General features: G+C 42.9%; 26 protein-coding genes. 5 read left to right on the top strand and 21 right to left on the bottom strand.

Annotation, left to right across the window (positions count from 1 at the left end):
* Positions 1-247: 247 nt before the first annotated feature.
* The 4 genes from DXC23_RS11565 to DXC23_RS11550 form a co-directional block, all read right to left on the bottom strand.
* Positions 248-664 carry a hypothetical protein gene (locus DXC23_RS11565; RefSeq protein WP_117706570.1) on the bottom strand — a complete coding sequence of 139 codons (417 nt, stop codon included), beginning with the start codon at positions 662-664 and terminating at the stop codon, positions 248-250.
* A 44-nt stretch (positions 665-708) separates the two neighbouring features.
* Positions 709-1887 carry a hypothetical protein gene (locus tag DXC23_RS11560; protein ID WP_117706568.1) on the bottom strand — a complete coding sequence of 393 codons (1179 nt, stop codon included), beginning with the start codon at positions 1885-1887 and terminating at the stop codon, positions 709-711.
* A gap of 28 nt (positions 1888-1915) precedes the next feature.
* On the bottom strand, positions 1916-3136 hold the full coding sequence (locus DXC23_RS11555; protein ID WP_117706566.1) for a hypothetical protein: 1221 nt from the start codon (positions 3134-3136) through the stop codon (positions 1916-1918).
* 466 nt (positions 3137-3602) lie between these two features.
* Positions 3603-4226 carry a hypothetical protein gene (locus tag DXC23_RS11550; protein WP_117706564.1) on the bottom strand — a complete coding sequence of 208 codons (624 nt, stop codon included), beginning with the start codon at positions 4224-4226 and terminating at the stop codon, positions 3603-3605.
* A gap of 150 nt (positions 4227-4376) precedes the next feature.
* Here DXC23_RS11550 and DXC23_RS11545 point away from each other — a divergent pair, with 150 nt between their 5' ends.
* On the top strand, positions 4377-5075 hold the full coding sequence (locus tag DXC23_RS11545; RefSeq protein WP_117706562.1) for a CpXC domain-containing protein: 699 nt from the start codon (positions 4377-4379) through the stop codon (positions 5073-5075).
* 161 nt (positions 5076-5236) lie between these two features.
* Here DXC23_RS11545 and DXC23_RS11540 read toward each other — a convergent pair whose 3' ends face one another.
* Genes DXC23_RS11540 through DXC23_RS11465 form a run of 17 tightly spaced genes read right to left on the bottom strand, consistent with a single transcriptional unit; the run spans position 5237 to position 15725 of the window.
* A complete protein-coding gene (locus DXC23_RS11540) occupies positions 5237-5713 on the bottom strand; it encodes a putative phage tail protein (RefSeq protein ID WP_117706560.1) in 477 nt (158 codons plus the stop codon).
* Complete coding sequence (locus tag DXC23_RS11535) at positions 5713-6771, bottom strand: baseplate J/gp47 family protein (protein WP_117706558.1); 1059 nt, start codon at positions 6769-6771, stop codon at positions 5713-5715. Before DXC23_RS11535 ends, DXC23_RS11540 begins: the two co-directional genes overlap by 1 nt.
* Positions 6758-7108 (bottom strand): hypothetical protein, encoded by a 351-nt coding sequence (locus DXC23_RS11530; RefSeq protein ID WP_117706556.1) that lies wholly within the window; start codon positions 7106-7108, stop codon positions 6758-6760. The genes DXC23_RS11535 and DXC23_RS11530 overlap by 14 nt, the downstream gene beginning before the upstream one ends.
* The gene (locus tag DXC23_RS11525) at positions 7101-7439 is read right to left on the bottom strand and encodes a hypothetical protein (RefSeq protein WP_117706554.1); all 339 of its coding nucleotides are present in this window, start codon (positions 7437-7439) and stop codon (positions 7101-7103) included. Before DXC23_RS11525 ends, DXC23_RS11530 begins: the two co-directional genes overlap by 8 nt.
* A 1-nt stretch (position 7440) precedes the next feature.
* A complete protein-coding gene (locus tag DXC23_RS11520) occupies positions 7441-8367 on the bottom strand; it encodes a hypothetical protein (RefSeq protein ID WP_117706552.1) in 927 nt (308 codons plus the stop codon).
* Positions 8361-8879 (bottom strand): DNA circularization N-terminal domain-containing protein, encoded by a 519-nt coding sequence (locus DXC23_RS11515; RefSeq protein ID WP_117706549.1) that lies wholly within the window; start codon positions 8877-8879, stop codon positions 8361-8363. Before DXC23_RS11515 ends, DXC23_RS11520 begins: the two co-directional genes overlap by 7 nt.
* Positions 8876-9004: a hypothetical protein gene (locus DXC23_RS12790; protein WP_278286553.1), complete on the bottom strand. Its 129-nt coding sequence runs from the start codon at positions 9002-9004 to the stop codon at positions 8876-8878. Before DXC23_RS12790 ends, DXC23_RS11515 begins: the two co-directional genes overlap by 4 nt.
* Positions 9004-9363: a hypothetical protein gene (locus DXC23_RS11510; protein ID WP_117706547.1), complete on the bottom strand. Its 360-nt coding sequence runs from the start codon at positions 9361-9363 to the stop codon at positions 9004-9006. Before DXC23_RS11510 ends, DXC23_RS12790 begins: the two co-directional genes overlap by 1 nt.
* Before the next feature lie 2 nt (positions 9364-9365).
* Complete coding sequence (locus tag DXC23_RS11505; protein WP_117706545.1) at positions 9366-9797, bottom strand: hypothetical protein; 432 nt, start codon at positions 9795-9797, stop codon at positions 9366-9368.
* Complete coding sequence (locus DXC23_RS11500; RefSeq protein WP_117706543.1) at positions 9772-10128, bottom strand: hypothetical protein; 357 nt, start codon at positions 10126-10128, stop codon at positions 9772-9774. Before DXC23_RS11500 ends, DXC23_RS11505 begins: the two co-directional genes overlap by 26 nt.
* A complete protein-coding gene (locus tag DXC23_RS11495) occupies positions 10125-10484 on the bottom strand; it encodes a hypothetical protein (RefSeq protein ID WP_117706541.1) in 360 nt (119 codons plus the stop codon). Before DXC23_RS11495 ends, DXC23_RS11500 begins: the two co-directional genes overlap by 4 nt.
* 12 nt (positions 10485-10496) lie before the next feature.
* Entirely contained in the window at positions 10497-11507 is a 1011-nt protein-coding gene (locus DXC23_RS11490) for a phage major capsid protein (protein WP_117706539.1), read from the bottom strand.
* A 14-nt stretch (positions 11508-11521) separates the two neighbouring features.
* Positions 11522-11857: a hypothetical protein gene (locus DXC23_RS11485; protein WP_117706536.1), complete on the bottom strand. Its 336-nt coding sequence runs from the start codon at positions 11855-11857 to the stop codon at positions 11522-11524.
* A gap of 14 nt (positions 11858-11871) precedes the next feature.
* Entirely contained in the window at positions 11872-12852 is a 981-nt protein-coding gene (locus tag DXC23_RS11480; RefSeq protein WP_117706534.1) for a hypothetical protein, read from the bottom strand.
* A complete protein-coding gene (locus DXC23_RS11475; protein WP_117706532.1) occupies positions 12836-13981 on the bottom strand; it encodes a serine/threonine protein phosphatase in 1146 nt (381 codons plus the stop codon). The genes DXC23_RS11480 and DXC23_RS11475 overlap by 17 nt, the downstream gene beginning before the upstream one ends.
* Before the next feature lie 15 nt (positions 13982-13996).
* On the bottom strand, positions 13997-15244 hold the full coding sequence (locus DXC23_RS11470) for a PBSX family phage terminase large subunit (RefSeq protein WP_117706574.1): 1248 nt from the start codon (positions 15242-15244) through the stop codon (positions 13997-13999).
* On the bottom strand, positions 15234-15725 hold the full coding sequence (locus tag DXC23_RS11465; RefSeq protein WP_117706530.1) for a terminase small subunit: 492 nt from the start codon (positions 15723-15725) through the stop codon (positions 15234-15236). Before DXC23_RS11465 ends, DXC23_RS11470 begins: the two co-directional genes overlap by 11 nt.
* A 296-nt stretch (positions 15726-16021) precedes the next feature.
* Between DXC23_RS11465 and DXC23_RS11460 the strand changes: the two genes are divergently transcribed.
* From DXC23_RS11460 to DXC23_RS11445, 4 genes are all read left to right on the top strand, one after another.
* Positions 16022-17419, top strand: a complete 1398-nt coding sequence (locus DXC23_RS11460) for a spore germination protein (RefSeq protein ID WP_117706529.1) — start codon at positions 16022-16024, stop codon at positions 17417-17419.
* 49 nt (positions 17420-17468) lie between these two features.
* Entirely contained in the window at positions 17469-18059 is a 591-nt protein-coding gene (locus DXC23_RS11455; protein WP_117706527.1) for a DUF6512 family protein, read from the top strand.
* 106 nt (positions 18060-18165) lie between these two features.
* Positions 18166-18921: a 23S rRNA (guanosine(2251)-2'-O)-methyltransferase RlmB gene (gene rlmB / locus DXC23_RS11450; RefSeq protein WP_117706525.1), complete on the top strand. Its 756-nt coding sequence runs from the start codon at positions 18166-18168 to the stop codon at positions 18919-18921.
* A gap of 27 nt (positions 18922-18948) precedes the next feature.
* Positions 18949-21675: a hypothetical protein gene (locus DXC23_RS11445; RefSeq protein WP_117706523.1), complete on the top strand. Its 2727-nt coding sequence runs from the start codon at positions 18949-18951 to the stop codon at positions 21673-21675.
* Positions 21676-21683: the final 8 nt, after the last annotated feature.

The following is a 21683-nucleotide window of genomic DNA, read 5'->3' as shown; positions in this document are numbered from 1 at the left end:
TAACGGATTTTCGGAAAATATGCTCTACTTTTTTTGAAAATTTTTTAAATTAATTTTGTGGGCTCTTTCCTTACCCCAACATTTAGTATAGAGCCCTTTTTTATGTACAAATAATGCATTATTTTCCACACAAATTAAAAAATCCGGCTCAACATTATGCTGAGTCGGATTTTTATTGAGAGATTATATTAATGAAATAAAATTATATATTAAAAATTTGCAAACTTCTTAATTGACTTTATATTACTTATGAACATACTTTGCATACATCCATAGAATAAACCATATTGTCTTTGGTTACCATTGTAAGCGGCATTTCCGGCAAAAGCCTGTTAAAGCCCACAAGGAAACTCTCTTCACCGCCATCGTGAAGTCCTGTTACTATTCTTGTGACATTGTTATCTTCGGCAAAGCCAGCCGCTGCGCAATCTGCATTCTTGTCAAAAAGAATTGTCATATCTGCGCCAAACTGTTTTGCTACCATATTCAGATATTCAATCTGCCACGCTGCTTCGGTGTAATCGTGCGTAGGTTCAAGTACAGAGAGCACCCTCAGCTCGCAGTCGGTATCATCGGCAATCTGTTTTGCAAACTTAATAATTCGGTCGCACTCAAACTGCATTGTTACACAAGCAAGCACTACGGCACGCTTTTCAGTATCCATTTTCTCACCTCCAAAACATTTGTGCGTAAGTCGCATTGCACAAATTATAAATCTTTATTCAGATAATCCCACAAAAGCGGGACATCTGCCTGACCATTGTTTATATAATCCAAATCGGTACCATGCAGGTTAAACATATTCCTGCCGACAAGGAGTCCGATACCGAAGTCGTCGTAATCGTTTCTTGCACTGTACATAACTATATAGTGATTATCCGCATAAATAAATGACGGTCTGTAAAGTCCGCCGCCGTCCCACGCTGTATAATCATCTGACGGAGAAGCTACTTTCATTGCTGTTTCCCAACTGAGTCCGTCCTCCGATGCTGAAAAATACAGATCCATATGCTTTCTGTCTTTTTTATCGGTTGTAGCGCAGGCTAACAATTCATATCCACGGTTTGTTTTTATTACATCAGGGTGCCATACATATGCACCGTCTTCAAAAGTTAAGTCTGTCGGTTGAGGCTGCGACCATACACCGTTTCTCAATTCTCTGTAATAGAGTTGATAATGACACACATACCATACTTTATATGCACCGTCGTCACGGACTATGGCAGGACTCACCATATCATACTTTTCTTTTTCGTAGGTTTCAAAATAAACAAGTTTGTCGCTCCAATTATCACCGTCATACGAATATCTCATATACAATGCCATATAGTCTGTATCGTAATCGGTATATCGCCAAAACAGCTCAAGGCGGTCAAGTTCTTCGTTATATACGAGATGACTGTCCGAATTATAGCGTACGGATTTTTTATAATTTGCAAGCGGCGGCTCTGTAAATTTTACCTCCGAATAATTTATAAGATCGTTTGTTCCGACAATCTGCGGATTTTCGTAGTAATCGTTGCCGCTCGGATAAGGTGTGTAAGACAACCAAAATCTGTAACCGTTCCATTCCTTACCAAGGTCAACGAGCTTTGGGTGATATGCGTTGTTCGGGTAATAGCTTTCTATATACGAATCCGAATTAATAAGATTTAGCTTGCTTACCGAGTTGCTGTAAAAATTGAACTGCGGTTCAAAACCGCTTTTCTTTTCTGTATCGGATTTCTGACTTTTTACATTTACCTTATTGCTCACCGATACGGATGTACTCTGCGGCTTGGTTTCGCTTGCCGAGGCGCTGTCCTTACTGCCTGCCGAACTTGCACAGCCTGTAAAAGCCGACGCCGACATTACTACCGTAAAAATAATTGCAAGTATTTTCTTCATATGTACCCTTTCTATACAGAGTCAGCACCTACGATTCTACTATTTTAAATCCCTTTTTCCTGATATCGGGTTCACCTGTAAAATCTTTGTACTGATCTATAAAATTCCAAAACTTCTGAGCACTGTTTACAGAGTCATATACATAGTCGCAATTTGTACCGTAAAGATTATACATATCCTTTCCGAAAAGAAGTCCTACACCAAAGTTCTTGGCATCGTTTCTTCCGCCGTAAAGCACATAGTACATTCCGTCAGAATACATAAAGGTTGACCTGTAAAGACCGTTGCCGTCCCAATCGGCATCATAACCCGTAGGTCTAAGTACTGCTTTTGCAGTGCCGAATTTCAAGCCGTCATCTGACTTTGCATAGTAAAGATTCATATGTTTTCTGTCATTTTTATCTGTTGTTGCACAAGTCAGAATTTCGTACTTATCTTTGTTCTTGATTAAATCAATATGCCATGAATAAGCATCGTTCTCATAAGGAAGTTTGCACATTCTGATTTTTGACCACTTGTTATCCTTAAGCTCACGATACTTGACTTTATAAGCATTTACATACCATACTTTGTATGTACCCTTATCATACAGAATTGCAGGACTTACCATATCTTCTTTTACACGGTCATAGGTTTCAAAAAAGTTCTGTGGCTCACTCCATGTGTTTCCGTCGTACGAATAACTCATTAAAAGTGAGGCATAATCTATATCGTAGTCTGTATATCTCCAAATAATTTCAAGACGATTCAAATCATTGTTATACACAAGCTGACTGTCCGAGTTAAAACGGATTCCCTTTTTGTAATTCTGCAATACAGGTCGATAAAACTTTATTTCAGAGTAGTTTATCAAATCATTTGACGCAACAATATGCGGATTTTCAAACTCATCGTTGCCCTCGGGATAAGGTGTATATGAAATCCAGTATCTGTATCCGTTCCAGCCGTCTTTGCCAAGGTCAAGAACCTTTGGGTGATAGGCATTGTTTGGGAAACATTCTTCCTGATATTCGTCAATACACTTAAAATTGAGTTTTGACGGTGAATTTTTGGTAAGCTCAAAACCTGTCATATCAACAGTAGGCGAGGGGGTAAACTCCACGGGCTTTCTGTTAAGGCTTGTTGACGCCATTGTATGGGTGGTTTCATACTTAGTATTATTGGTATTTTCCGGTATATTGTATGCTGCAAAAACCGAAACACTTGCTACTAAAACGGCAGTAACAAATATTAAGAAAAACTTCTTCATTAAAAAGTTGCTCCTTTTCTATACAAACCTGCTTGCTTTCACAATAAATGTATTATAAGCATTAATACATACAATACATATACTATATATCGCAATGGTATATTTGTCAAGCAAAAGAGGACAACTTTTTTACAATCTCTAAAAAAAGATTCCCAAAAAGGTCATTTCGTATGTTTAAATACTTTCTTTCTGACTTTACAAATATCATAGCCTTTGTATATGATTATATTATATCGGCAGTGTGAAATTAAGGTGAATTTTGGCATAAATCAATTTAAAATTAATTTATGCCTCTTTCTTATTTATAAGTATATTTATATTATTACATTTTATTATTATAACACAAAAACTATAACAAAACAGTGACAACAGAGATTTTTTCAAACAAAAACCGCCATTCTACATGCACCGTCCAAAAAAGCAAGGCGGTACACTATGAATGGCGGTAAAAACTCACTTTAACAGCTTAAAACAACTCTGTATCGTCAGTTTCTGTATCAGCGTCAAGGCTCTCGTCCTTGGCATCTCTCTGAGATAACTTATTTACATAAGCCTTTAAAGCCTCCATCTCTTTGTCAACAGAGTCTTTTTCCTCAGCCTTAACTTCTTCGGCTGTTTTTGGCTGTTCTGCCGCAACTTCCTCTTTCTGCTCTGTCTGAGCCTCAAAAGGTGAACTTTTGTATTCGTTTTCGTTTGAGCAAGCTACTGTAATGTCAACAACCTCATCATTTTTAAACTCAGGCTTTGGCTGAGTTTCGGGTGTACCGTAAAAAACATCGTTTGAATTGTCTACAATCTGGCGGTAGCACTCTCTCGCCTTAGCAATCTTAGCCTTTGAATTTTCGATTACCTCAAACAGCTTTTTCTGCTGATCCTCAGACACACTCTCGCCCTTTTTAGCATTTTCGTAAAAAGACTTGCCGAGCGCAATATAAGCTCTGTTCATAAGCTCACTTTCGCATTTCATAATAAGACGAAGGCGGTTGAGCTTTGCATTTGTACGGTTTTTTTCAACAATGTTCTGAGTAACATTAGAAATAGTATCTGCCGCTGTGTTGACTGTACCCTTTACAGTATCAAAAAAAGTCATAGTAATATCTCCTTTAACGCATATATGCGGGTCCGTTTTTATAACACTATTATTATGACAGATATTAAAGATAAAATCAATATTTTTTTTGAATTTGCTTGTTAAAAATGTACTTGTTTGATATAATATTTTAGAAAGAGGTGTTGAAATATGTCGGACAAGGTAATAAAGGCAATAGTGTGTCCGGGTTGTGGAGAGCTTGTAAAAGCAGAAATCCACACAAGCATAAATCCTGCACGAGATAAAACAATAAGAAAGCGAGCGCTTGACGGCGAATTGTTTGCGTTCAGATGTCCGTCCTGCGGCTACACAGCCAAGCTGAATTATCCGCTTTTATATAACGATATGAAAAACCGCTTTATGGTTTACCTTATTCCAAAAATAGATCGTTTTCAACTCTGCGACGACGAGCTTGAAAACAAATACAGCAACCTGCGCAATATTAACAAGCGAATTGTGCCAAACTTCAACTCATTCAAGGAAAAGCTGTTTATTTTTGAATCGGGACTTGACGATATGGCGGTGGAGCTTACAAAGCTCGCAATTAGCCAAACGGTATCCAAAAAGCTCGGCAACATTGAAGTAAACGAGGGTTACTTGTCTATGTATGACAGGGAAACCAACACAATGGGCTTTACATATTTTACAGGCAAAGACAAAGAGCCGTATGTACAGACCGCTAGACTTGAAATTTACGGCAAGTCAAAGGGAATTATAGATAAATTTGCATATAAAGACAAAAAGCTGAGAGGCTTTATAAAGATTGACCGAGAGTGGGCAGAAAATGTGCTCTACCGCTACAAGCACTTCCGCCATATGGAAAAGGTCAGAAAATTAAATGAGGATTAAAAAATTACACTCCTATCAGTAACCATTACCGATAGGAGTGTTTTTTTGTTTGTATTTTAATGAGTGGTGGGTTGTGGTTTACCGCTCAAATTTTTTGTTATTTAATATTCTGTCGCTTGACTAAAGTAAGCCGAACCACACTTTACCGTTCGCCCTTAAAATCAGCTTGCAAAATCAACCGTAACTGCAAGGTGAGCAGGAAAGTCATTTTCTATCATTTTATTAACCCACGCTTTGTTTTGCTCATCTAATGCGTCATAGATTTTTACGGTTAGGGCATTTTTCTGCGGATTTTCAATTAACTCAAAGCCGCCAAGTCCGTATCCCTGCAAAATCTTATTAAATGCCTCGGGAGTACAAAACTCCTCGTTTGTCTGCTCTCTTATCTTTAAAAGTTCCCGTCTTTTCTCAATACTCAAATCATCTCTCACTGCGCCTGTAAATCTTTCCCGTTCGGTAAGTCCGTAGCTTTGCGCCGTATCTATATAGTATTCCCTGAGCATCTCGTCAAGTTCATTAAAAATCATATCAAGTCCGACAGAAAATGCCTTTATCTCTGCATAATTTCTGCCGCCCGGCTTAACTGCATAAATCTTAGTATTTTCAAGCTTTTTTGTCATTGAATCCAAGCTGTTCATTATTTCACCTCAATATTTACCGTACCTGCCGAAAACACCTGCGCCGCCGTTGCGCTGTTGTCAATAAAGTTCGTTGCAAATTTATACGAACGAATACAACCGCTGTTCATCAGCCTTTTTCCGACCTCTGCCGCATACATAGTTCCGCCAATCTCAATTTCATTTAAGTAATCCTTAAAAACCTGCGTGCATATATCGACAATATCGTTTCTTATGTATCCGCCTTTTGCATACACCACAACCGACATATTAACCCTTTTAGCCTGCGCCGCCGCAACTCTTACATCAACATTCAGCTCTCTGTTTTTTGCAATAAGTTTCTGAGCCTCAGCCACTGCCGCTGCCGTAGGCGAGTTTTCTCCGTTACTCACATACACATCAACAGTGCCTGTACCTCTCTGCTTTGCAATCACGCCTGCCTTGGTAATTCCCGATACACTGAGCGCAAGTTTTTCGTAATATGCCTTGTTCGTTCCGTTTGACGGCACAAGAAAACTCGCCTTTATTCTCTCCCTGAGCTCGTCATCAGTTTCCTCATCACAACCGTTTTCAAACGGTTCTCTGTTGTACGCATAATTAATTTCCGCCGGTGCAGACACAATAATTTTTGCACTGCCTATCGGAATATTTGATTTTCTGCCTGCCACATCTGCCTGAGCCGACACACTCACAAGCGTATTGCCTGCCGTAATTTTGGCGTCCTCGGTGGTAACATATCTGACAGGTTCTGCGTCTGCCGTAGCCACCATACTGCCCGTTGGAATAAAAATACTGTTTTCGGCAGGCTCGTTGATAAAAAATGTAATTTCGCCCTGCGCCTTTTGCGCCTTTTTGCGCTCAATTCCCCTTTGCGATGCAAAATAGTCGAGGTACTCTCCCGTTGCCGTTGCCACAAACATTTGTCTTTTCAGCCATTCAATGCTCGTCATAGCATTAAATATTTCTCCTGCAAGCACCCTTATTCTTATATCCGCATCGCTCTTTTCGTCAAAATCAAAACGGCTCTGCACCTCAAACTCCGACCTCATCTTGTTGTATATTTCATCATATGTAATCATTGGTATTAATAATCTCCCTTCTCTCACTGCCGTTACAGCTTAATCTTATGCTGAATTTCGGCTTGCGCACAGCCACAACCTCAGCCTTTACCTTTGGATAATCCGCAAGTGCCTGCGCCATAATCAAATTTAACTTTTCCGCAAAATTCTCATCGGCAAAGTCTGCTGCGCAAAGCTCACAGCCAATCTCTCTGTTATACACAAAGCCGCCAAGCCTTGCGCAAATGCTTATATATGCCTTTTGCAAAATCTCCTCGTCACCCGAAATATGTACATATCTGCCGCCGCTGTCCACAGCAATATCCCTGTTTTTAATCAGTGTGTCCGTATCATTCACCAACCTTTACTCCGTTAATATATACCGAGCCGTCATTTTTAAGGTACACCTCTGCACCGCCCTTTGACTTCAATAAGATTTCCCCCGGCTCTACCGTAGAAATCTCAGAAATAACTCCCACGCAAACCTCCATATCCGCAAGCGGAAGTACCACCGCCTTTTCATTTACGGGCGGAATAGAATAAATGCCGTAAGGTGTAACAAAATTAAAACCGCTATGCACACCCGATGCCACAAGTGCGTTTCTGCCTATCTCGCTCATAACAACATTTCCGCTCTCTGCCGTTGGCTTGTTGATTGTATTTTTACTTAAATTCTCCGCAATCCACATATCAAATCTCCTTTTTAAGTGTAATAACCGTTTTTTCGCCCGAACTGTCCGAGGTGTATCTCAACTTATGCACATACAGTCCGTCAAAGCTCCCCAATGTTTCATCCCTCAGTTTGGCTTTTCTGCCGACCTCGCACATCAGCCTGTACGGGCAGGTAAGCACAACCTCAAAGGCATTTTCATTGCTCTTTTTTATAATTCTGTCCGCCGTACCCACAGAGCCGCCGCCGTTGAGTGCGTCCACATATCTTCTGCGTACAAGCCTTGTGTCTGCAAGGCTGTTTTTTATTGCACTGCCGTATCTGTTGCCCTGCACAACCTTTAGCCTTACCTCAGAAATCACCTTGTAGCGCTTTATCTTCTTTTCTGCCGAGGTGTAATCATAGCTTTCGTTTTTACCAAAGCACAGCACCTCTTTGTCTGAAATTCCGTTGAGCAATACCCTGCCGTCACCTGTAATTCTCGGACTCCTGCCGTATTTATTCACACAGTAATTTTCAAAAACCTGCCACTGGCTCATACCCTTGCTGATTTTTAAATATCCAAAATACGGCTCGTTGTCGCCCTCAAAATCAGCAAAGCCAAACGGCTTTAAATGCCTTTCAAAAATCACAGATGATGACGCATTAAAATAAATGCAAGGTTCTGCCTCGTTGTCGAGCAAAATGCCTGCCATACTTCGTGCGGTAATTTTTACAGTGATTTTATTCGAGCTTTTCAAAGTGACAATCTCATCAATCTGCCCCTTGAACACAAGGCTTGAGTTTTCATAGCCTAAAAGAAAATCTCCGTCCTCGCATCCTTTAACATACGGAATCTCAAGCGTTACATCATCGGCCGGCACAGAAAATTCGCTGTTATACACCACAGCAATAGGTGACGGCAAAAGCATTTCGCCCTGCCTTGTAGTTATCCTAAAGCTCAGCAAAGTCTTATCACCCTGCCCTCCTGCAACTGCTCGTCCGCCTGTTTAATCCAAGGGTTAAGATTTAAAAGCGTTTCAACTTCCAACCTTGTTCTATATGAAATATCCCACAGGCACTCATTTTTCCCTGCAATGCACTGAGTCTGAATTTCCGCCCTTTCGCTCTCCATAGTTTCTCTGAACACAAAGCTGTATGTAAGCATATCGGGCACAGGCTCGCCGATTACCGTCAGTTTTTCAAACACCGCATACACAGGCTTTATAAACGGCAGGGCAAGTACGCCGACCGTACCCTCTGCAAACACTTCCCACAATTTTTCAAACTGCTCGTGACAATCCTCACCGCAAAGCTGACCCTTGCCCTTTATCAGTCTGTTTTTTCTGCCGAGGTTCTGCACATATGCCGTACCCTTTGGCGAGTCAAGTTCTCGCACATTCTTTTCGCACTCAAAGCTAATCTCCTCAGGATTGTATCGCCATTCATAATTTTTAAATCTCATCGGTACAAGCGTCATCTTTCCCTTGCCTCTTCTTCCTCGGTAAATCCGTAACTGTATCGTCTGCTCTCTCTTTCAATCTCCTCGCTTATGCTTTCAGCCTGTCCCACATCAAGCACCAAATCGTTCTCTTTATACTCCATTATGTAACCTCTCTTTTCTCACAGCTCAGCACCATTTTCAGTATAGAAAAATCACCTGCGCTATGCCTGCTCCAAGCGCTTTTTACAGTGCAGTTTTTATAAATTTCACTCCCTGCCTCACTTCTCACCTCAATGCTGTTCATTCTGCTTTCCTTTAAAAACCCGTCCCTGCTCGGTACATTCATTTCAATGGTAACGGTGTAGCCGTCCTTTGTATGCGAACAGCACACATCATCGCTCAAATACTGTTTTACCCCGTAAACAGTGCTGTTTTTCTGAGTTTCCACGCTTATTATTCCTCCGAGGATATTGCCGTTTTTAAGCACGGTAATATCCTCTCCCTTTAAAAATTCCCTCAAAGCTAAACCTCCTCGCACAAGCAAAATTCCATGGTAAATTCAACTTTCCTGTAAATTGCGTTCATATCGTTGTCAAAGTCAATAGCCGATACCGAAGTATCATAAATTATCTTTTCGGTATCTGCCTTTTTAAGCCCCTGCAAAATCTCGCAGGTAACCTCAGAAAGACCGTTTCCGTTTTCACTTGACGGGGCATAAACAAATATCTGCACCTTTGCCACAAAGCGTTCGCCCTTCACAGTGGGAGAAAGATAGTCCCCCACAAACTTTTTTGAAAGCGAAGTATCGGTTACGGCAACCACAGCAAGAAATTCTGTTAAATTTACCTCTGCACTATGGTTGCCATGCTCTCTGATAAACTTAACCTTTGACAGCTTTTCGTTTAGCTTAAGCCTTGCAATAATTCGGTTAAGTTGTGTAGTTATCTGATTCATACTCATCCTCCAATACCTCACCGCAAGGAGCAAGCACAGCATATGTATATACGCCACGCCCGCTCATACGATAAATATCGCATCTCCTAACAATATATTTACCGTCTGCGGTTTCTATTACACTTTTGTCGCAAAAAAGCCTTGTTTCAGGCTTGCCGATATACAAAAATCTTTCATTTGTAACACCGCCTGCAACCTTGCGCTCGGTAAGTCCGTAATACTTTCTGTTGTATCTTATCGGCTGTATAAACGCCCTTGCCTTAGCATTGTCAACCGTAATGTCCATACCGTATCGGTCAATAAGCCTGCCTATTTTGCCGTATATTTTCAAATTACCACTCTCCTAAGCAAAAATCCCTCTTTCCTTACCAAATCCGAGCATTTTATAAGCTGGTCCTGCCACAGTTTTTCAGCTCTTTCTGCCTCGTTGGCAGGAGATGTCACAGTAACATCTCCTGCCTTAAAGGAAGTAGCCTCGCTTTTGCCGCACATTGCATACAGTCTGTAAGCATACACAGCACACAAAAGCTCAAGTCTGCGCTCATCGTTATAGGTTAATTGCTTTTTGGTAATTCTTGAATACACATAGGCACAGGCGTCATCAATAATGCTCCGCCATTTAAGCGAGTCGCCGCTTTCTGTTCCCGAAAGCAGTTCAAACTTTTCTACAATACTGCCAGTATTCAAATTACCACCTCATCAGTAAGACAATGTCTTTACAGACTCCGCAAAAATCTTAGAAAAGCCTGCGGTGCAGGTGATTGCGGCACGCTCAAGCTGACGGTCAATGAGCTTGTCATAGTCGGTATTGACAGTACCTGCCTGCACCATTTCGAGTGCGCAGTTTTTATCAAGACCAATAATCTTTTTGCCTGTCATTTCGGGTGCGTGGAGTAAAGATGCGCCCAAAGGAGTAATCATTCTACCGCTTGCCTGAAAATCAAGACCTGCGTTAGCGTCTTTCATCTCGCTCATAGAAAGCAGCTTCTGCATCGCCTCGGTCGGCGCAATAATGGTGTTAAGCTCATAAGGCGAAAGCTGCGACCACAACTTTAAGAGGTCGTCATATGTAAGTGAACCACTTGCCGAGCACGCAATATTTTTGGCAGGGTTTGCGTTGCCGTCACCGTTTACAAGCACATCAATAGCGTCCTTGAGCTGAGCTCTCGCAATGTATTCGCCGATTCGTCTTAATGTAACGGTAAACAAGTCAATGCGCTGAAATCTCACCGCCTCGTATGATGCAACCAACATTCTGCCACGCTTATGGAGCTTTACAAGGTTTTCTCTCGTCTTAATTTTTGTCTGCGGAATAACAGCTCCCTCGCCGACAGGCTTTAAGGTTTTGTCATCGTCTGTCATATCCGACTCAATGCTTCTGTAATCCATACCGTCAATATTTGTAACGGTTGCCACAAGCTGAGGGAGAATGTCTGCCCTCTCCATACCCTGTCTTACCGCACGACTTACATATTCAGGGAAAAGCGCCGAGGAATCAGATGACTGAAAGAACTTTTCAACGCAGTCACTGCCTGCACCGCTCACCTTAATGTCAAAGCGCTTGAGCTGTCTTGAAAAAGCGTCAAGTCCGCCGAGCGGAGTACCCTTGTAATTTTCCGACGGGTCAAGTGTTTCGAGCACATCTGTAAGTGTTTTTCCCTTTGCCTGATACATACCCTTTTCAATAGTTAAGTTTTCAAAATTTGCCATAATTAATTACCTCCTTAAAGAATAAAGCCAACCGAGTCAGCTGTTGAATTTAACACAAGATACTCTCTGCCTGTTGTTGATGATGCCACTGCAGAACCCTCGCCCGCAGCAAGCTTCTTGTAACCCACTGTGATTTTTGATTTGGCGGGCATGGTAACATAGCCCTTAAGCTGAACCGTTGCATAACCGTCTCCCAATGAAAGGCAAATACCGCAGAATACATCGCCGCTTGTGCAAGCCGTTACCTTGCCGTCATCAGTCATTTTTACAGGAACACCCGCTGCTTTAAGATTGGTGCTTGCCTCAAAAGTAAGCACATTTTCGTCATAACCGTTAAAATTTACATTCATAATTAAAACCTCCGTTATATTTTAAAATTGCCGTTTGATTCGGCTGTAATATCGTTCTTCTGTTTGTAAAGCTGGGGAACTGACGGCAAAATGCTGTCTGCCCTCTTTTCAAAAGCGTTTTTAAATTCCTTGAGCTGAACAACGCTCATACCCTTTGCCACACTCTCCATGGTTTCTCTTGAAATATCGGGCTGAACAACCGCCGATAATCTGAGCACCTCCGAGGTAAGGCTGTTGCGGTAGTACGCTCCGTCAGCCGCACTTTTTTTAAGCTCGTCTATGTATGAGCATAGTTTTTTGCAGTCATCACCGCTGAGGTTAATTTCCCTTTTGGTGTAAATGCTCTTTAAAATTTCCTCCATCTTCATTTCCTTTCCCTTAAAATTTTTTGTAACTCCTGCGTTTCTCTGCGCAGGCACAGCCACAAAGCTCCACTCGTAAGCGTCATAAATATTTGTAAGCTCACCACAGCACAGCTTGCCGCCGTAGGTTTCACCCTTAATATGTGCGCAGTGATTTATATTTTCACCGCATATGCCGCACCTTACTTCACCTGCCGCACAGCCGATGCTCACTTCCTTTAAAATACCGCTGTCAATCGCCTGTATAATCTCCTCATTTCCTTTGGTTTTCGGAATATATGCCCTTGCGGTAAGCCTGAAGTAGTCATCTCCGTTTGCGGTTTTTCTGCCGCCAACGCTTTCTACCGAGCAAGCAAAAATTCTTGCCGTCTGATTTTTGGCGGTAGGCGAGTGGTCAAAAATACCCGTCTTGCCCACAAAGAGCTTTTCAAGCTCAAAAAGCGACTCCACAGTAAAGCGCTCGTTATCTCTGTCAATGTCATTGTCGCAAAGCACCACTCCAAATACATAAACCTCGTCCTTTGTAAGCGTTCGGCGTGAGTACGCATTGATAAGTGCCATTTCATCATCGGTAACGGCAGCTGCGTTGTTGTCGGTCACTGCGCTCATTTCCTTTTTAATCTGTTCTGTCATTTTTCACCTTACCTATTTCAAATTCAATCTGTTCTGCCCTTGCATTGTTAAGTCTTGCATTTGAAAGCTGAACAGCGTCCTGCATATTTATATCGTCCCACTCAACCTCAAAGCTGTCGGTATAACCCTCAAGCCTTAGCACAGCTCTTATAATCTTTGTGATAATCGGATTGAGCAGGGTTCTGTAATACTCAAGCTCACTCGTCAGAATATCCGCCTGCTGTTCGCTCATTCTTTCGGTGCTCGACCACGAAAATCCGAGTAAGAACGGCGGTAAGCCGAGTTTTGCCACAATTTGCTCAAGCAAATGCTTTATAGGCACATCGCAGTCGGGAATCTGATTTTCCGCACCAATCACCTTTACCGACACATCGCCCACCGACACAAAGTCGCACACGCTTTCACTTCGCATAGCCTTGCTCCATTCATCGGCAATCATCCTTGCGCTGTCCTCGGTAAATACTGCGTTGTCAGACGGCTTGCAGGTAACGGCAAATCGCACATTGCCTACCCTTTCCCAGTTGGTTTTAATTGACTCAAAAATTTTTAAAAGCACAGAGCTTACAAACGGCAATCCCTTTAAAAGCGAACTGCCTCTTACCGTACCCGGTTCGGGATTTAAAAGGGTGGCAAACACAAGCTCCGAATACTTCACAGGTGTGAGCACTCCGTCACCCTTAGTGCAAATCACAAGGTCAAGCGGAGAACTGCCTTCCCTTATCTCAACATCTTCAACGCTTGCATTGTAAAGGGCGGCAATCCTCTTTCCGTCACGAGATAGCACCATTTCGCCCACAGCCTCGCCATATGTAAGCAGTGACTCCATATACGAAAACACAAAGCCGTTAATGCCCATACCAGTTCCGTTTGTGCGCACATTGCGCATAAAGTCATCAATAATTCGCTGACAGCGGCTGTTTTTAGTCTTTACCTTAAAAGTGCCGAGCAAGCGTATCAGCTTGCAAATTGCCGCATCAATCACAGGCACGGATTTTCTCAAATTACGGTATAACTCACGCTCCACCGCCGTAGAGCTTACATCTGAAAGCATAGCAAGTGACGAATTTATTTTTCTCGGTGCGGTTTGCACAGCCGCACCCCTGTTTTCTTTTTTCCTGCGTGAAAACAACTAAGCCTCCACCTCCTATCGTTTAAGTGCAAATACCGAAAAGCTCCTTTTGCCTGCCGATATTGATGCCGTAAAATATCTTATATCGTCCATAGAATGGTCATTCTCCTTTATCGGCACATCTGCGCCGTTTTTTGTATCCCACCTGTAAAGCGAAAATTCTCGCCTTGCGTCCTTGCATGGGTAACATATTTTTATTCTGCCGTCCTTTAGCGCCTGACTTACAAGTCTTATGCCGTTTACAACATTGTTTTCGGCAGGAATAACATTAAATTTCTTATGTCTGCGAATCACCTCAATAAAACTTGCGGCAGAGGGATCAACCACTACCCTGCTTATTTTTCTGTTCCCCACAAGCTCCTCAAGTTTTGCGTAATGCTCCTCGTCTGTCCGCTGAAACCCCTCCTTGCGAGAGTCAAAGTAATACTCCTTTATTCTGTACCACACTCCGTTTTTCTCGCCCCACAAACCAAACGATGCAGGATTCACAGTGCCGTAATCGCAAGAAACCGCAAAATCGTCAAAGCTAAAATCGGGCACCTCGCAGTACATTTTTTCATCGTCCATAAACGGATACACTGCGCCATGCACAGCAACCCATCTGCCAAGTACAAATCGCTGATAAAACACACCCGAATACAGCCCCTCGTACCTTTGGCGCACCTCCTTTGAAAGCGATGGATTATCCTCCATTGTAAAGTGCAGGTACAGCGCATTTTTGCTCTTTGCCTTTTGTATCCACTCGGTGTAAAACCAATGGCGTGGATACTCGGGATTGCAGTTAAACCAAAACTTTGAGCCGCTCACAGAGCACCTCGCAAGCGCCTGCTCCACAAAAGAACGGGGCATAAGCGCCACTTCGTCAAAAAGCACACCGCACAATGTCATACCCTGAATAAGCGATGCCGAGGACTCGTCCTTGCCGCCGAAAAGGTAAAACCTGTTTTCAATGTCACCATAGCGCACAGTAAGCAGATTTTTTGAAATTTGCTCACTGCACTCAAAGCCGAGGCTTTTAAGAACAGGGATAATCGGCGTTACCATATTTCTGCGCAGAGAGCGAATAGTCTTTCCGCAAAGGGCAAAATCCGAATTTGCAAAGCGGTAAAAGCTCCACGCAAAAAACGAAATGCTCATACAAAAAGTTTTGCCCGACCGCACAGCGCCGTCACAGATAATTGCGTCTTTGTTCCTGTAAACACTCTCCCTGCACCACCACGAAAGCACCTTTAGCTGCTGCTTTGAAAAAGTATCAACCCTCATCATTGTCACTTCTCAGCGCCTCTGCGCCCTTTGCGATTGCGTCATAAAACGGTGTTGCCCTGTCCTCTTTTTCACTGTCTCCCGTCAGCTTTTCAAGCGCCTTGAGCCTGTCAAAAAATTTAATTTCCATTGAACCGTCCTTTGGTCTTTTTATTTCCGACACCAAAAACAAGTCCATATGCTCAAGCTGTTCCCTTGACGGATTTTCCATATATAAAAGCGACACAGCGTCCGAGATTTTGCCGAATGCAAGCCGTCTGTAACCCACAGTTGCAATTTCCGACAATGAGCTTGTGCGGCACTTGCCGAGCCTTTTTATTTCATTGGCAATATCATCTCTGCACAAAAGCTCCTCGCCGCTCCTTTTCGGATTTTTAACAAAGCCTGCATTGTATGCCGCCTCGTCTGCACTGCCACAGCTTACAAAGCAGTTGCAAAAGGTTTTTTCTTTGGCCGTCAGTCCTTTTGATTTTCTTTCCATAAACACCTCCGTTTGAAAAGCAAATTTAAAACTGCCTTTCACCTATACATACAAAAACTTCAAAAATTGCACTAATTAGGCTAATCTTTCAAAAAATAATTTAAAATTTTTTTAAAATCTCGCCTTTTTCGCAAAAATCCGCCTTAACAATCAATAATTTTTATTCAAGCATAAAACCGACCTTAATTTAAAAGCATTAAATTCAAGCGATATATTTCTCTGATCTTTTAACATATTTTCAATAAAATGTTAAAAGCTAATCCTTGAACAATCATTTTAATAAATACGGAGGAAATATGTTTACAACCGATTACAACACAAACCTGCAAGTCCTGTCCGATGCACTTCGCAGTGAACAGAGCTTTGACCTTGTAAAGCGTGAGCTGGTAATTGCAAACCGCCGAGCAACTATATTCTTTATTGACGGACTTTTAAAGGACGATATTACCGAAAAAATACTTGAGTTTTTTTATAAAAATGTAAAGGACGAAAATTTCAAATCCGCACTTTATTTTTCGCAGTCAGCCGTTCCGTATGTGGAGGTGGAGGTATCCGCAGAGCTTAAAAAAGTATGCACAGATGTGCTGAGCGGAATTTCCGCCCTTATTGTAGAGGGCTTTACCGAGGTTATCCTGCTTGACACCCGAACATACCCACAGCGAAGTACAAGCGAACCCGACAACGACAAGGTTTTGCGTGGCAGTCGTGACGGCTTTGTGGAAACCCTCATAAACAACACAGCGCTTATCCGCAGGCGAATCCGTGACACAAACCTTACGGTAAAAGCCTACTCGGTAGGAACACAGTCGCACACAGATGTTGCCGTTATATATATGGAAAACAAGGTTGACAAAAAACTCCTTGCAAACCTTGACAAGCGCCTAAACGCAATTAATGTGCCGTCACTCACTATGAATCAGCAAAGCCTTGTAGAGGCACTCTACAAAAATTTATGGTACAACCCTTTTCCAAAGGTTAAGCATACCGAACGACCCGACACCACAGCCTCTGCCATTCTTGACGGCAACATTGTTATTCTTGTAGACAATGCTCCCTCTGCCCTGCTTTTGCCAACCTCTATTTTTGATGTGCTCGAGGAGGCGGACGATTACTACTTTCCGCCTGTCACAGGCACATACCTAAAACTCGCACGATACTTTATCACAATAATCACAGTGCTGATAACCCCCTTGTGGCTGCTCGCCATACAAAATCCCGACTACTGTCCCGATTTTTTCCGCTTTGTCTTGCTGAGCGAGCCGCAGAATATCCCCGTATTTTGGCAGCTTATTCTTATGGAGGTTGGCATAGACGGACTGCGCCTTGCCGCACTCAACACGCCAAACAGCCTTACCACACCGCTTAGCATCATAGGCGCAATAGCCTTGTCGGAATTTGCCGTTGACTCCGGTTGGGTGTCAATGGAGGCAATCCTGTATATGGCGCTCGTCACAGTGGCAAACTTTACACAGCCGAATTTTGAGCTTGGCTATTCGCTTAAATTTTGCCGTATTCTCCTGCTTGTGCTGACCTATATATTTAATGTATGGGGATTTATAATTGCATTTGTAATAAATCTTGTATTGCTATGCACCAACCGCACGCTTTCAAACAAAAGCTACCTCTACCCACTCATTCCGTTTAACGGCAAAGAATTTTTTCGTAAAATTTTGAGAATACGCAATCCCCGATAATTCATTAGCAAGGCTTTTTTTGCATATATTTTTCTTACGAGGTGATTATATGCAGAAAAAGCTGATGTATTTTGAAATAGCAGGAATTTTGTTTATAGTTATAATGTCTGTCTTTATGCAAAATCTCCTTGAACTGAGCGGACACACCCTCATAGGCGTAATGTTCGGCTCGGTAAACGACAGCATATGGGAAGTAGAAAAAACCTTGCTTTTGCCGTATCTTTTGTGGGCGGGCATTGAGCTTTTGTGCGTAAAAGTGCCGTTTCGCAAGTTTGTTGTCGCAAAGTCGGTTTCGCTATGGAGCTTTTGCCTGTCTTATGCCGCACTCTGTCTTTTGTATTCGCTCACAGGTGCGCAGGCTCATTTTTTGCCCGAATTTACCGCTGCGCTGATATGCTGTACCCTTGCGCTGTTTATCTCTTACCGTCTTACGGTTGGCAATACAAACTGTGAGGTGCTGTTTTACCCTGCGTTTTTTATGCTTTTGCTGTTCGTGGTAATGTACTGCTCGCTCACACCGTTCCCTATGCACAATTACCTTTTTATGGACAGAGCCACAGGACTCTACGGCATAATTCCCGAAAATTTTGACAAAGGCGCAGTATATCTCGACAGCTTTTTTTCGCTAAACTATTCCTAAACATTTTATTATGTGTTATAATTGAAAGAGTATCTGAAAGTATAATGACATACTTATGCTCTCAGATACTCAAAAAAAGATTAGTACAAAGCGAGGAAAGCTTTATATGAATAACAGAAACAACGATACAGAAGTAAAGTCTGATGTAATAGCAGGCAGAAACCCTGTAAGCGAGGCAATCCGCAGTGGCAGACCGATTGACAAAATTCTTGTGGCAAGGGGCGAAAAAAGCGGCGCTGTTGTGGGCATACTTGCCAAAGCCAAAGACAAGGGCATATTGGTAAAAGAGGTTGACCGCACAAAGCTCGACTATGTAAGCGGAAACGAAAATCATCAGGGCATTGTAGCCTTTGCCGCTGTCAGAGAATACTCCACAGTAGACGATATTCTGGCATATGCCGCTGAAAAGGACGAGCCGCCGTTTATCGTAATTCTTGACGAAATCGAAGATCCACACAACCTCGGCGCAATTATCCGTACCGCAGAATGTGCCGGAGTTCACGGTGTAATTATTCCGAAAAGGCGCAGTGCAGGTCTTTCCTACACAGTAGGCAAAGCCTCGGCAGGCGCAATAGAATATATGCGAGTTGCAAGGGTAACCAATATTGCCGCACTCATAGATGACCTCAAGAGCAAGGGTGTGTGGGTGTACGGTGCAGATATGAATGGCACAGATTATCAGAAATGCAATTTTTCGGGTGCGTGCGCAATCGTAATCGGCAACGAGGGAAAGGGTATTTCCCGACTTGTGCGTGAGAAATGCGATGTTATTGTATCCTTGCCGATGAAAGGACAAATAAATTCCCTCAACGCATCTGTTGCGGCAGGAATTATAATGTATAGCGCAATGAAAGACAGATAAACGCTTTTTGTTAAAGGAGTGATAGATTTGCCGAATAATCTTAACAACGATGACAGCAAGCTTATTGATCGTGACAGAGAGGTTGATGAAATCTTAGAGGAATCAAAGTACCTCTTGGATCAGGAAAAAATGGAGCTTACTGCTCAGAAATACAGAGCAAAACAGCCTGTTGCCGAAATTTTCAGCAATGCCGATAAAAAGCCAAGGCTTGAAAACAGCAATCCGCTTGATGTGGACAAAGAAAAGGCTGTAAACGAAAACGAAATTTCAGGTGACAAAACAGCCACCACCCTGCAAGCCGAGCTTGTGCTTGAGGGCACAGATGATGACTACCCGTCACAGCAAGACGCTGCGGCAGACAAAACCGCCGACAGTGCAAAGGAAGAAAAAGAAGAGAAAGCCAAAGAAACCGAAAGCACAGAAACTCAAACTGAAAGCAGTGCATCGGCTAAAGATACCGAAAACACAGAAACCGAGGACGATGAGGACGAAATCGTAACCCTCACGCCCGAATATTCCGAGGGTACTACATTTTCACAGGATATTCTGGACGATGTAGACCAGTTCAACGATAACGAAACCCATATAAAAAGCATACATACCATTGATATAGACATTACGGACGATGACACCAAACCGCCGAAAGCGCCAAACGAACCGCAGGGGCAGTTTGACGAGCTTTTCAAAACCGAAGAACCCGATGTTAAACAGCACAAAAAGGTAATAGCCAAAGTGCCTGTTTACCGCAAAGAGGGCGAGGAAAACACCCTCAATGTAAAGGCAGGCAAGTTCTCGGAGGTTGTCGGCTATGAGTACGAGGAATACATAAAGTCAAAAAATCCGTCAGTTATAGCTCATGTAATTAAGCCCGACACCCAGCGAACCGTAATTGTAGAAGAAGATGACGAACCCGAACCGCTTGATTTTCACTCGGCGTCGGAAAAGATAATGGCAAACCTTGTGGGATTTTTCTCAAAGGATACCTCAAACGATGACGATACGCCCGTAAAGGAAACCGAAGTTGTAGATGACTATATGGGCGAAGATGACGAAAAGAGCATAATGCAGGAAATTAACCTCAACATAAAAAAGCTCTTTGGCAGAACAATGCTCACAGGCGGACTTGCGCTTGTATCCATAATAATTACAGTGCTTGTAAGGCTTTTTCCGCAGGCAATATGCAACGCAGTATTTTTTGCGCCTGTTGCCTATGCGGTAATAAACTTTTTGCTCATAGGTTTTTCAACCTTTGTAAACCGAGTGGCAATTATGAGCGGACTAACGCCCCTTGCACATTTCAAAGGAAATTCCGACACAGCCGTAGCGCTTGCGGCGGTTGCCTCGGTGGTACAGACGGTAGTATCTTTCTTCTGCCTGTACGGAGTAACCTCATTTGACATAAACTACTATACGGTAATAGTTCTGGTTGCTTTCTTTGCCAACAACTTAGGCAAATTGCTTATGGTGCTCAGAGTTAAAGAAAACTTTAAGTTTACCGCTGCCGACGGTCAGCGATATGCCGCAAAGATATACAACAACGAATCGGTTGCAGCACAGATGATGAGCGGTACGGCTGTTGAGCGACCAATCATTGCTTATCAGCACCGCACAGGTTTTCCGTCAAACTTCTTAAAAATCTCTTATGCGCCCGACCCAAGCGAAGACCTCGCCTCAAAGTTAGCGCCTGCCACAGCCGTTATCGCCGTTGTTGTTGCCCTGCTTTACGGCATATTCTTTGGTTCGTTTTCGGGTGCTGTAAATGCATTTGCACTTGTATGTGCGGTATGTATCCCTGTTTCAACTCTGCTTGCGGTAAACATTCCAATGTATGACCTTTGCAAAAAGCTGTTGCCCACAGGAGCAATGCTTTCGGGTTATCCGTCAGTAAAGCAGTTTTGCGACAGCACCGCAGTTATGATAGATGCAAACGAGCTTTTCCCTGCCGATTCGGTATTCCTTGACGGCATAAAAACCTTTGAGGACTACAACATAGATGAGTCGCTTTTGTGCGGAATTGCAATTTTAAAAGAGGCACAAAACCCGATAGCCAAGGTATTTGAAAAGGTTGTAGATGAAACCGACGGCGACCTGCCCGAGGTTGAGAGCGTTCTCTATGAGGACGAGCTTGGACTTGTAGGCTGGGTAAACGGCGAGAGAATACTCGTGGGCAATCGTGAGCTTATGACAAAATACAGCGTTGAAACTCCGAGCATTGAGTACGAGGACAAGTACATTCAGAGCGGCAAGCAGGTAACATATGTTGCTCGTGCCGGCAGACTTATTGCAATGTTTGTCACCCACTACATAGCCGATTCAATTCTTATGCCTGAGCTGCACAGAGCCGAGGCAAACGGCATAAGCATACTTGTGCACTCCACAGACTGCAACATAACAAACGACCTTATATGCAGTCTTTACAATGTATTTTACCGCACAGTAAAGGTGCTCCCGACAGGACTCGGCACAGTGCTCAAGGAGTGCAAGTCAACCTTTGAAGAAACCTCAAGAGCCTACCTTATCACAAACGGCAAGACCTCGGCTTTCTTAAAGGCTGTATCGGGAAGTGTGCACATAAAGCGCAACATTTCGCTTTCAATCGTAATTCAGCTTATATCGGTTGTGCTCGGTGTACTGCTCACAGCCACCCTTGCATTGTACGCAGGAGTTGGCGCACTTGGCACACTTGAGGTACTTATATATTCACTGTTCTGGGGCGTTGCCACACTCGTTGCTCCACTTATACACAAAACCTGATGAAAGGA

Source organism: Eubacterium sp. OM08-24, assembly GCF_003438075.1.
GTDB lineage: Bacteria > Bacillota > Clostridia > Oscillospirales > Acutalibacteraceae > Ruminococcoides.
This window is presented reverse-complemented; position numbering and strand designations above follow the sequence as displayed.

Coding starts and splice junctions, on each gene's coding strand:
- DXC23_RS11565 (WP_117706570.1), bottom strand. CDS start 664: ATGGATACTGAAAAGCGTGCCGTAGTGCTTGCTTGTGTAACAATGCAG.
- DXC23_RS11560 (WP_117706568.1), bottom strand. CDS start 1,887: ATGAAGAAAATACTTGCAATTATTTTTACGGTAGTAATGTCGGCGTCG.
- DXC23_RS11555 (WP_117706566.1), bottom strand. CDS start 3,136: ATGAAGAAGTTTTTCTTAATATTTGTTACTGCCGTTTTAGTAGCAAGT.
- DXC23_RS11550 (WP_117706564.1), bottom strand. CDS start 4,226: ATGACTTTTTTTGATACTGTAAAGGGTACAGTCAACACAGCGGCAGAT.
- DXC23_RS11545 (WP_117706562.1), top strand. CDS start 4,377: ATGTCGGACAAGGTAATAAAGGCAATAGTGTGTCCGGGTTGTGGAGAG.
- DXC23_RS11540 (WP_117706560.1), bottom strand. CDS start 5,713: ATGAACAGCTTGGATTCAATGACAAAAAAGCTTGAAAATACTAAGATT.
- DXC23_RS11535 (WP_117706558.1), bottom strand. CDS start 6,771: ATGATTACATATGATGAAATATACAACAAGATGAGGTCGGAGTTTGAG.
- DXC23_RS11525 (WP_117706554.1), bottom strand. CDS start 7,439: ATGTGGATTGCGGAGAATTTAAGTAAAAATACAATCAACAAGCCAACG.
- DXC23_RS11515 (WP_117706549.1), bottom strand. CDS start 8,879: ATGACGCTTGTACCGATGAGATTTAAAAATTATGAATGGCGATACAAT.
- DXC23_RS12790 (WP_278286553.1), bottom strand. CDS start 9,004: ATGGAGTATAAAGAGAACGATTTGGTGCTTGATGTGGGACAGGCTGAA.
- DXC23_RS11505 (WP_117706545.1), bottom strand. CDS start 9,797: ATGAATCAGATAACTACACAACTTAACCGAATTATTGCAAGGCTTAAG.
- DXC23_RS11490 (WP_117706539.1), bottom strand. CDS start 11,507: ATGGCAAATTTTGAAAACTTAACTATTGAAAAGGGTATGTATCAGGCA.
- DXC23_RS11485 (WP_117706536.1), bottom strand. CDS start 11,857: ATGAATGTAAATTTTAACGGTTATGACGAAAATGTGCTTACTTTTGAG.
- DXC23_RS11480 (WP_117706534.1), bottom strand. CDS start 12,852: ATGACAGAACAGATTAAAAAGGAAATGAGCGCAGTGACCGACAACAAC.
- DXC23_RS11470 (WP_117706574.1), bottom strand. CDS start 15,244: ATGAGGGTTGATACTTTTTCAAAGCAGCAGCTAAAGGTGCTTTCGTGG.
- DXC23_RS11465 (WP_117706530.1), bottom strand. CDS start 15,725: ATGGAAAGAAAATCAAAAGGACTGACGGCCAAAGAAAAAACCTTTTGC.
- DXC23_RS11460 (WP_117706529.1), top strand. CDS start 16,022: ATGTTTACAACCGATTACAACACAAACCTGCAAGTCCTGTCCGATGCA.
- DXC23_RS11455 (WP_117706527.1), top strand. CDS start 17,469: ATGCAGAAAAAGCTGATGTATTTTGAAATAGCAGGAATTTTGTTTATA.
- rlmB (WP_117706525.1), top strand. CDS start 18,166: ATGAATAACAGAAACAACGATACAGAAGTAAAGTCTGATGTAATAGCA.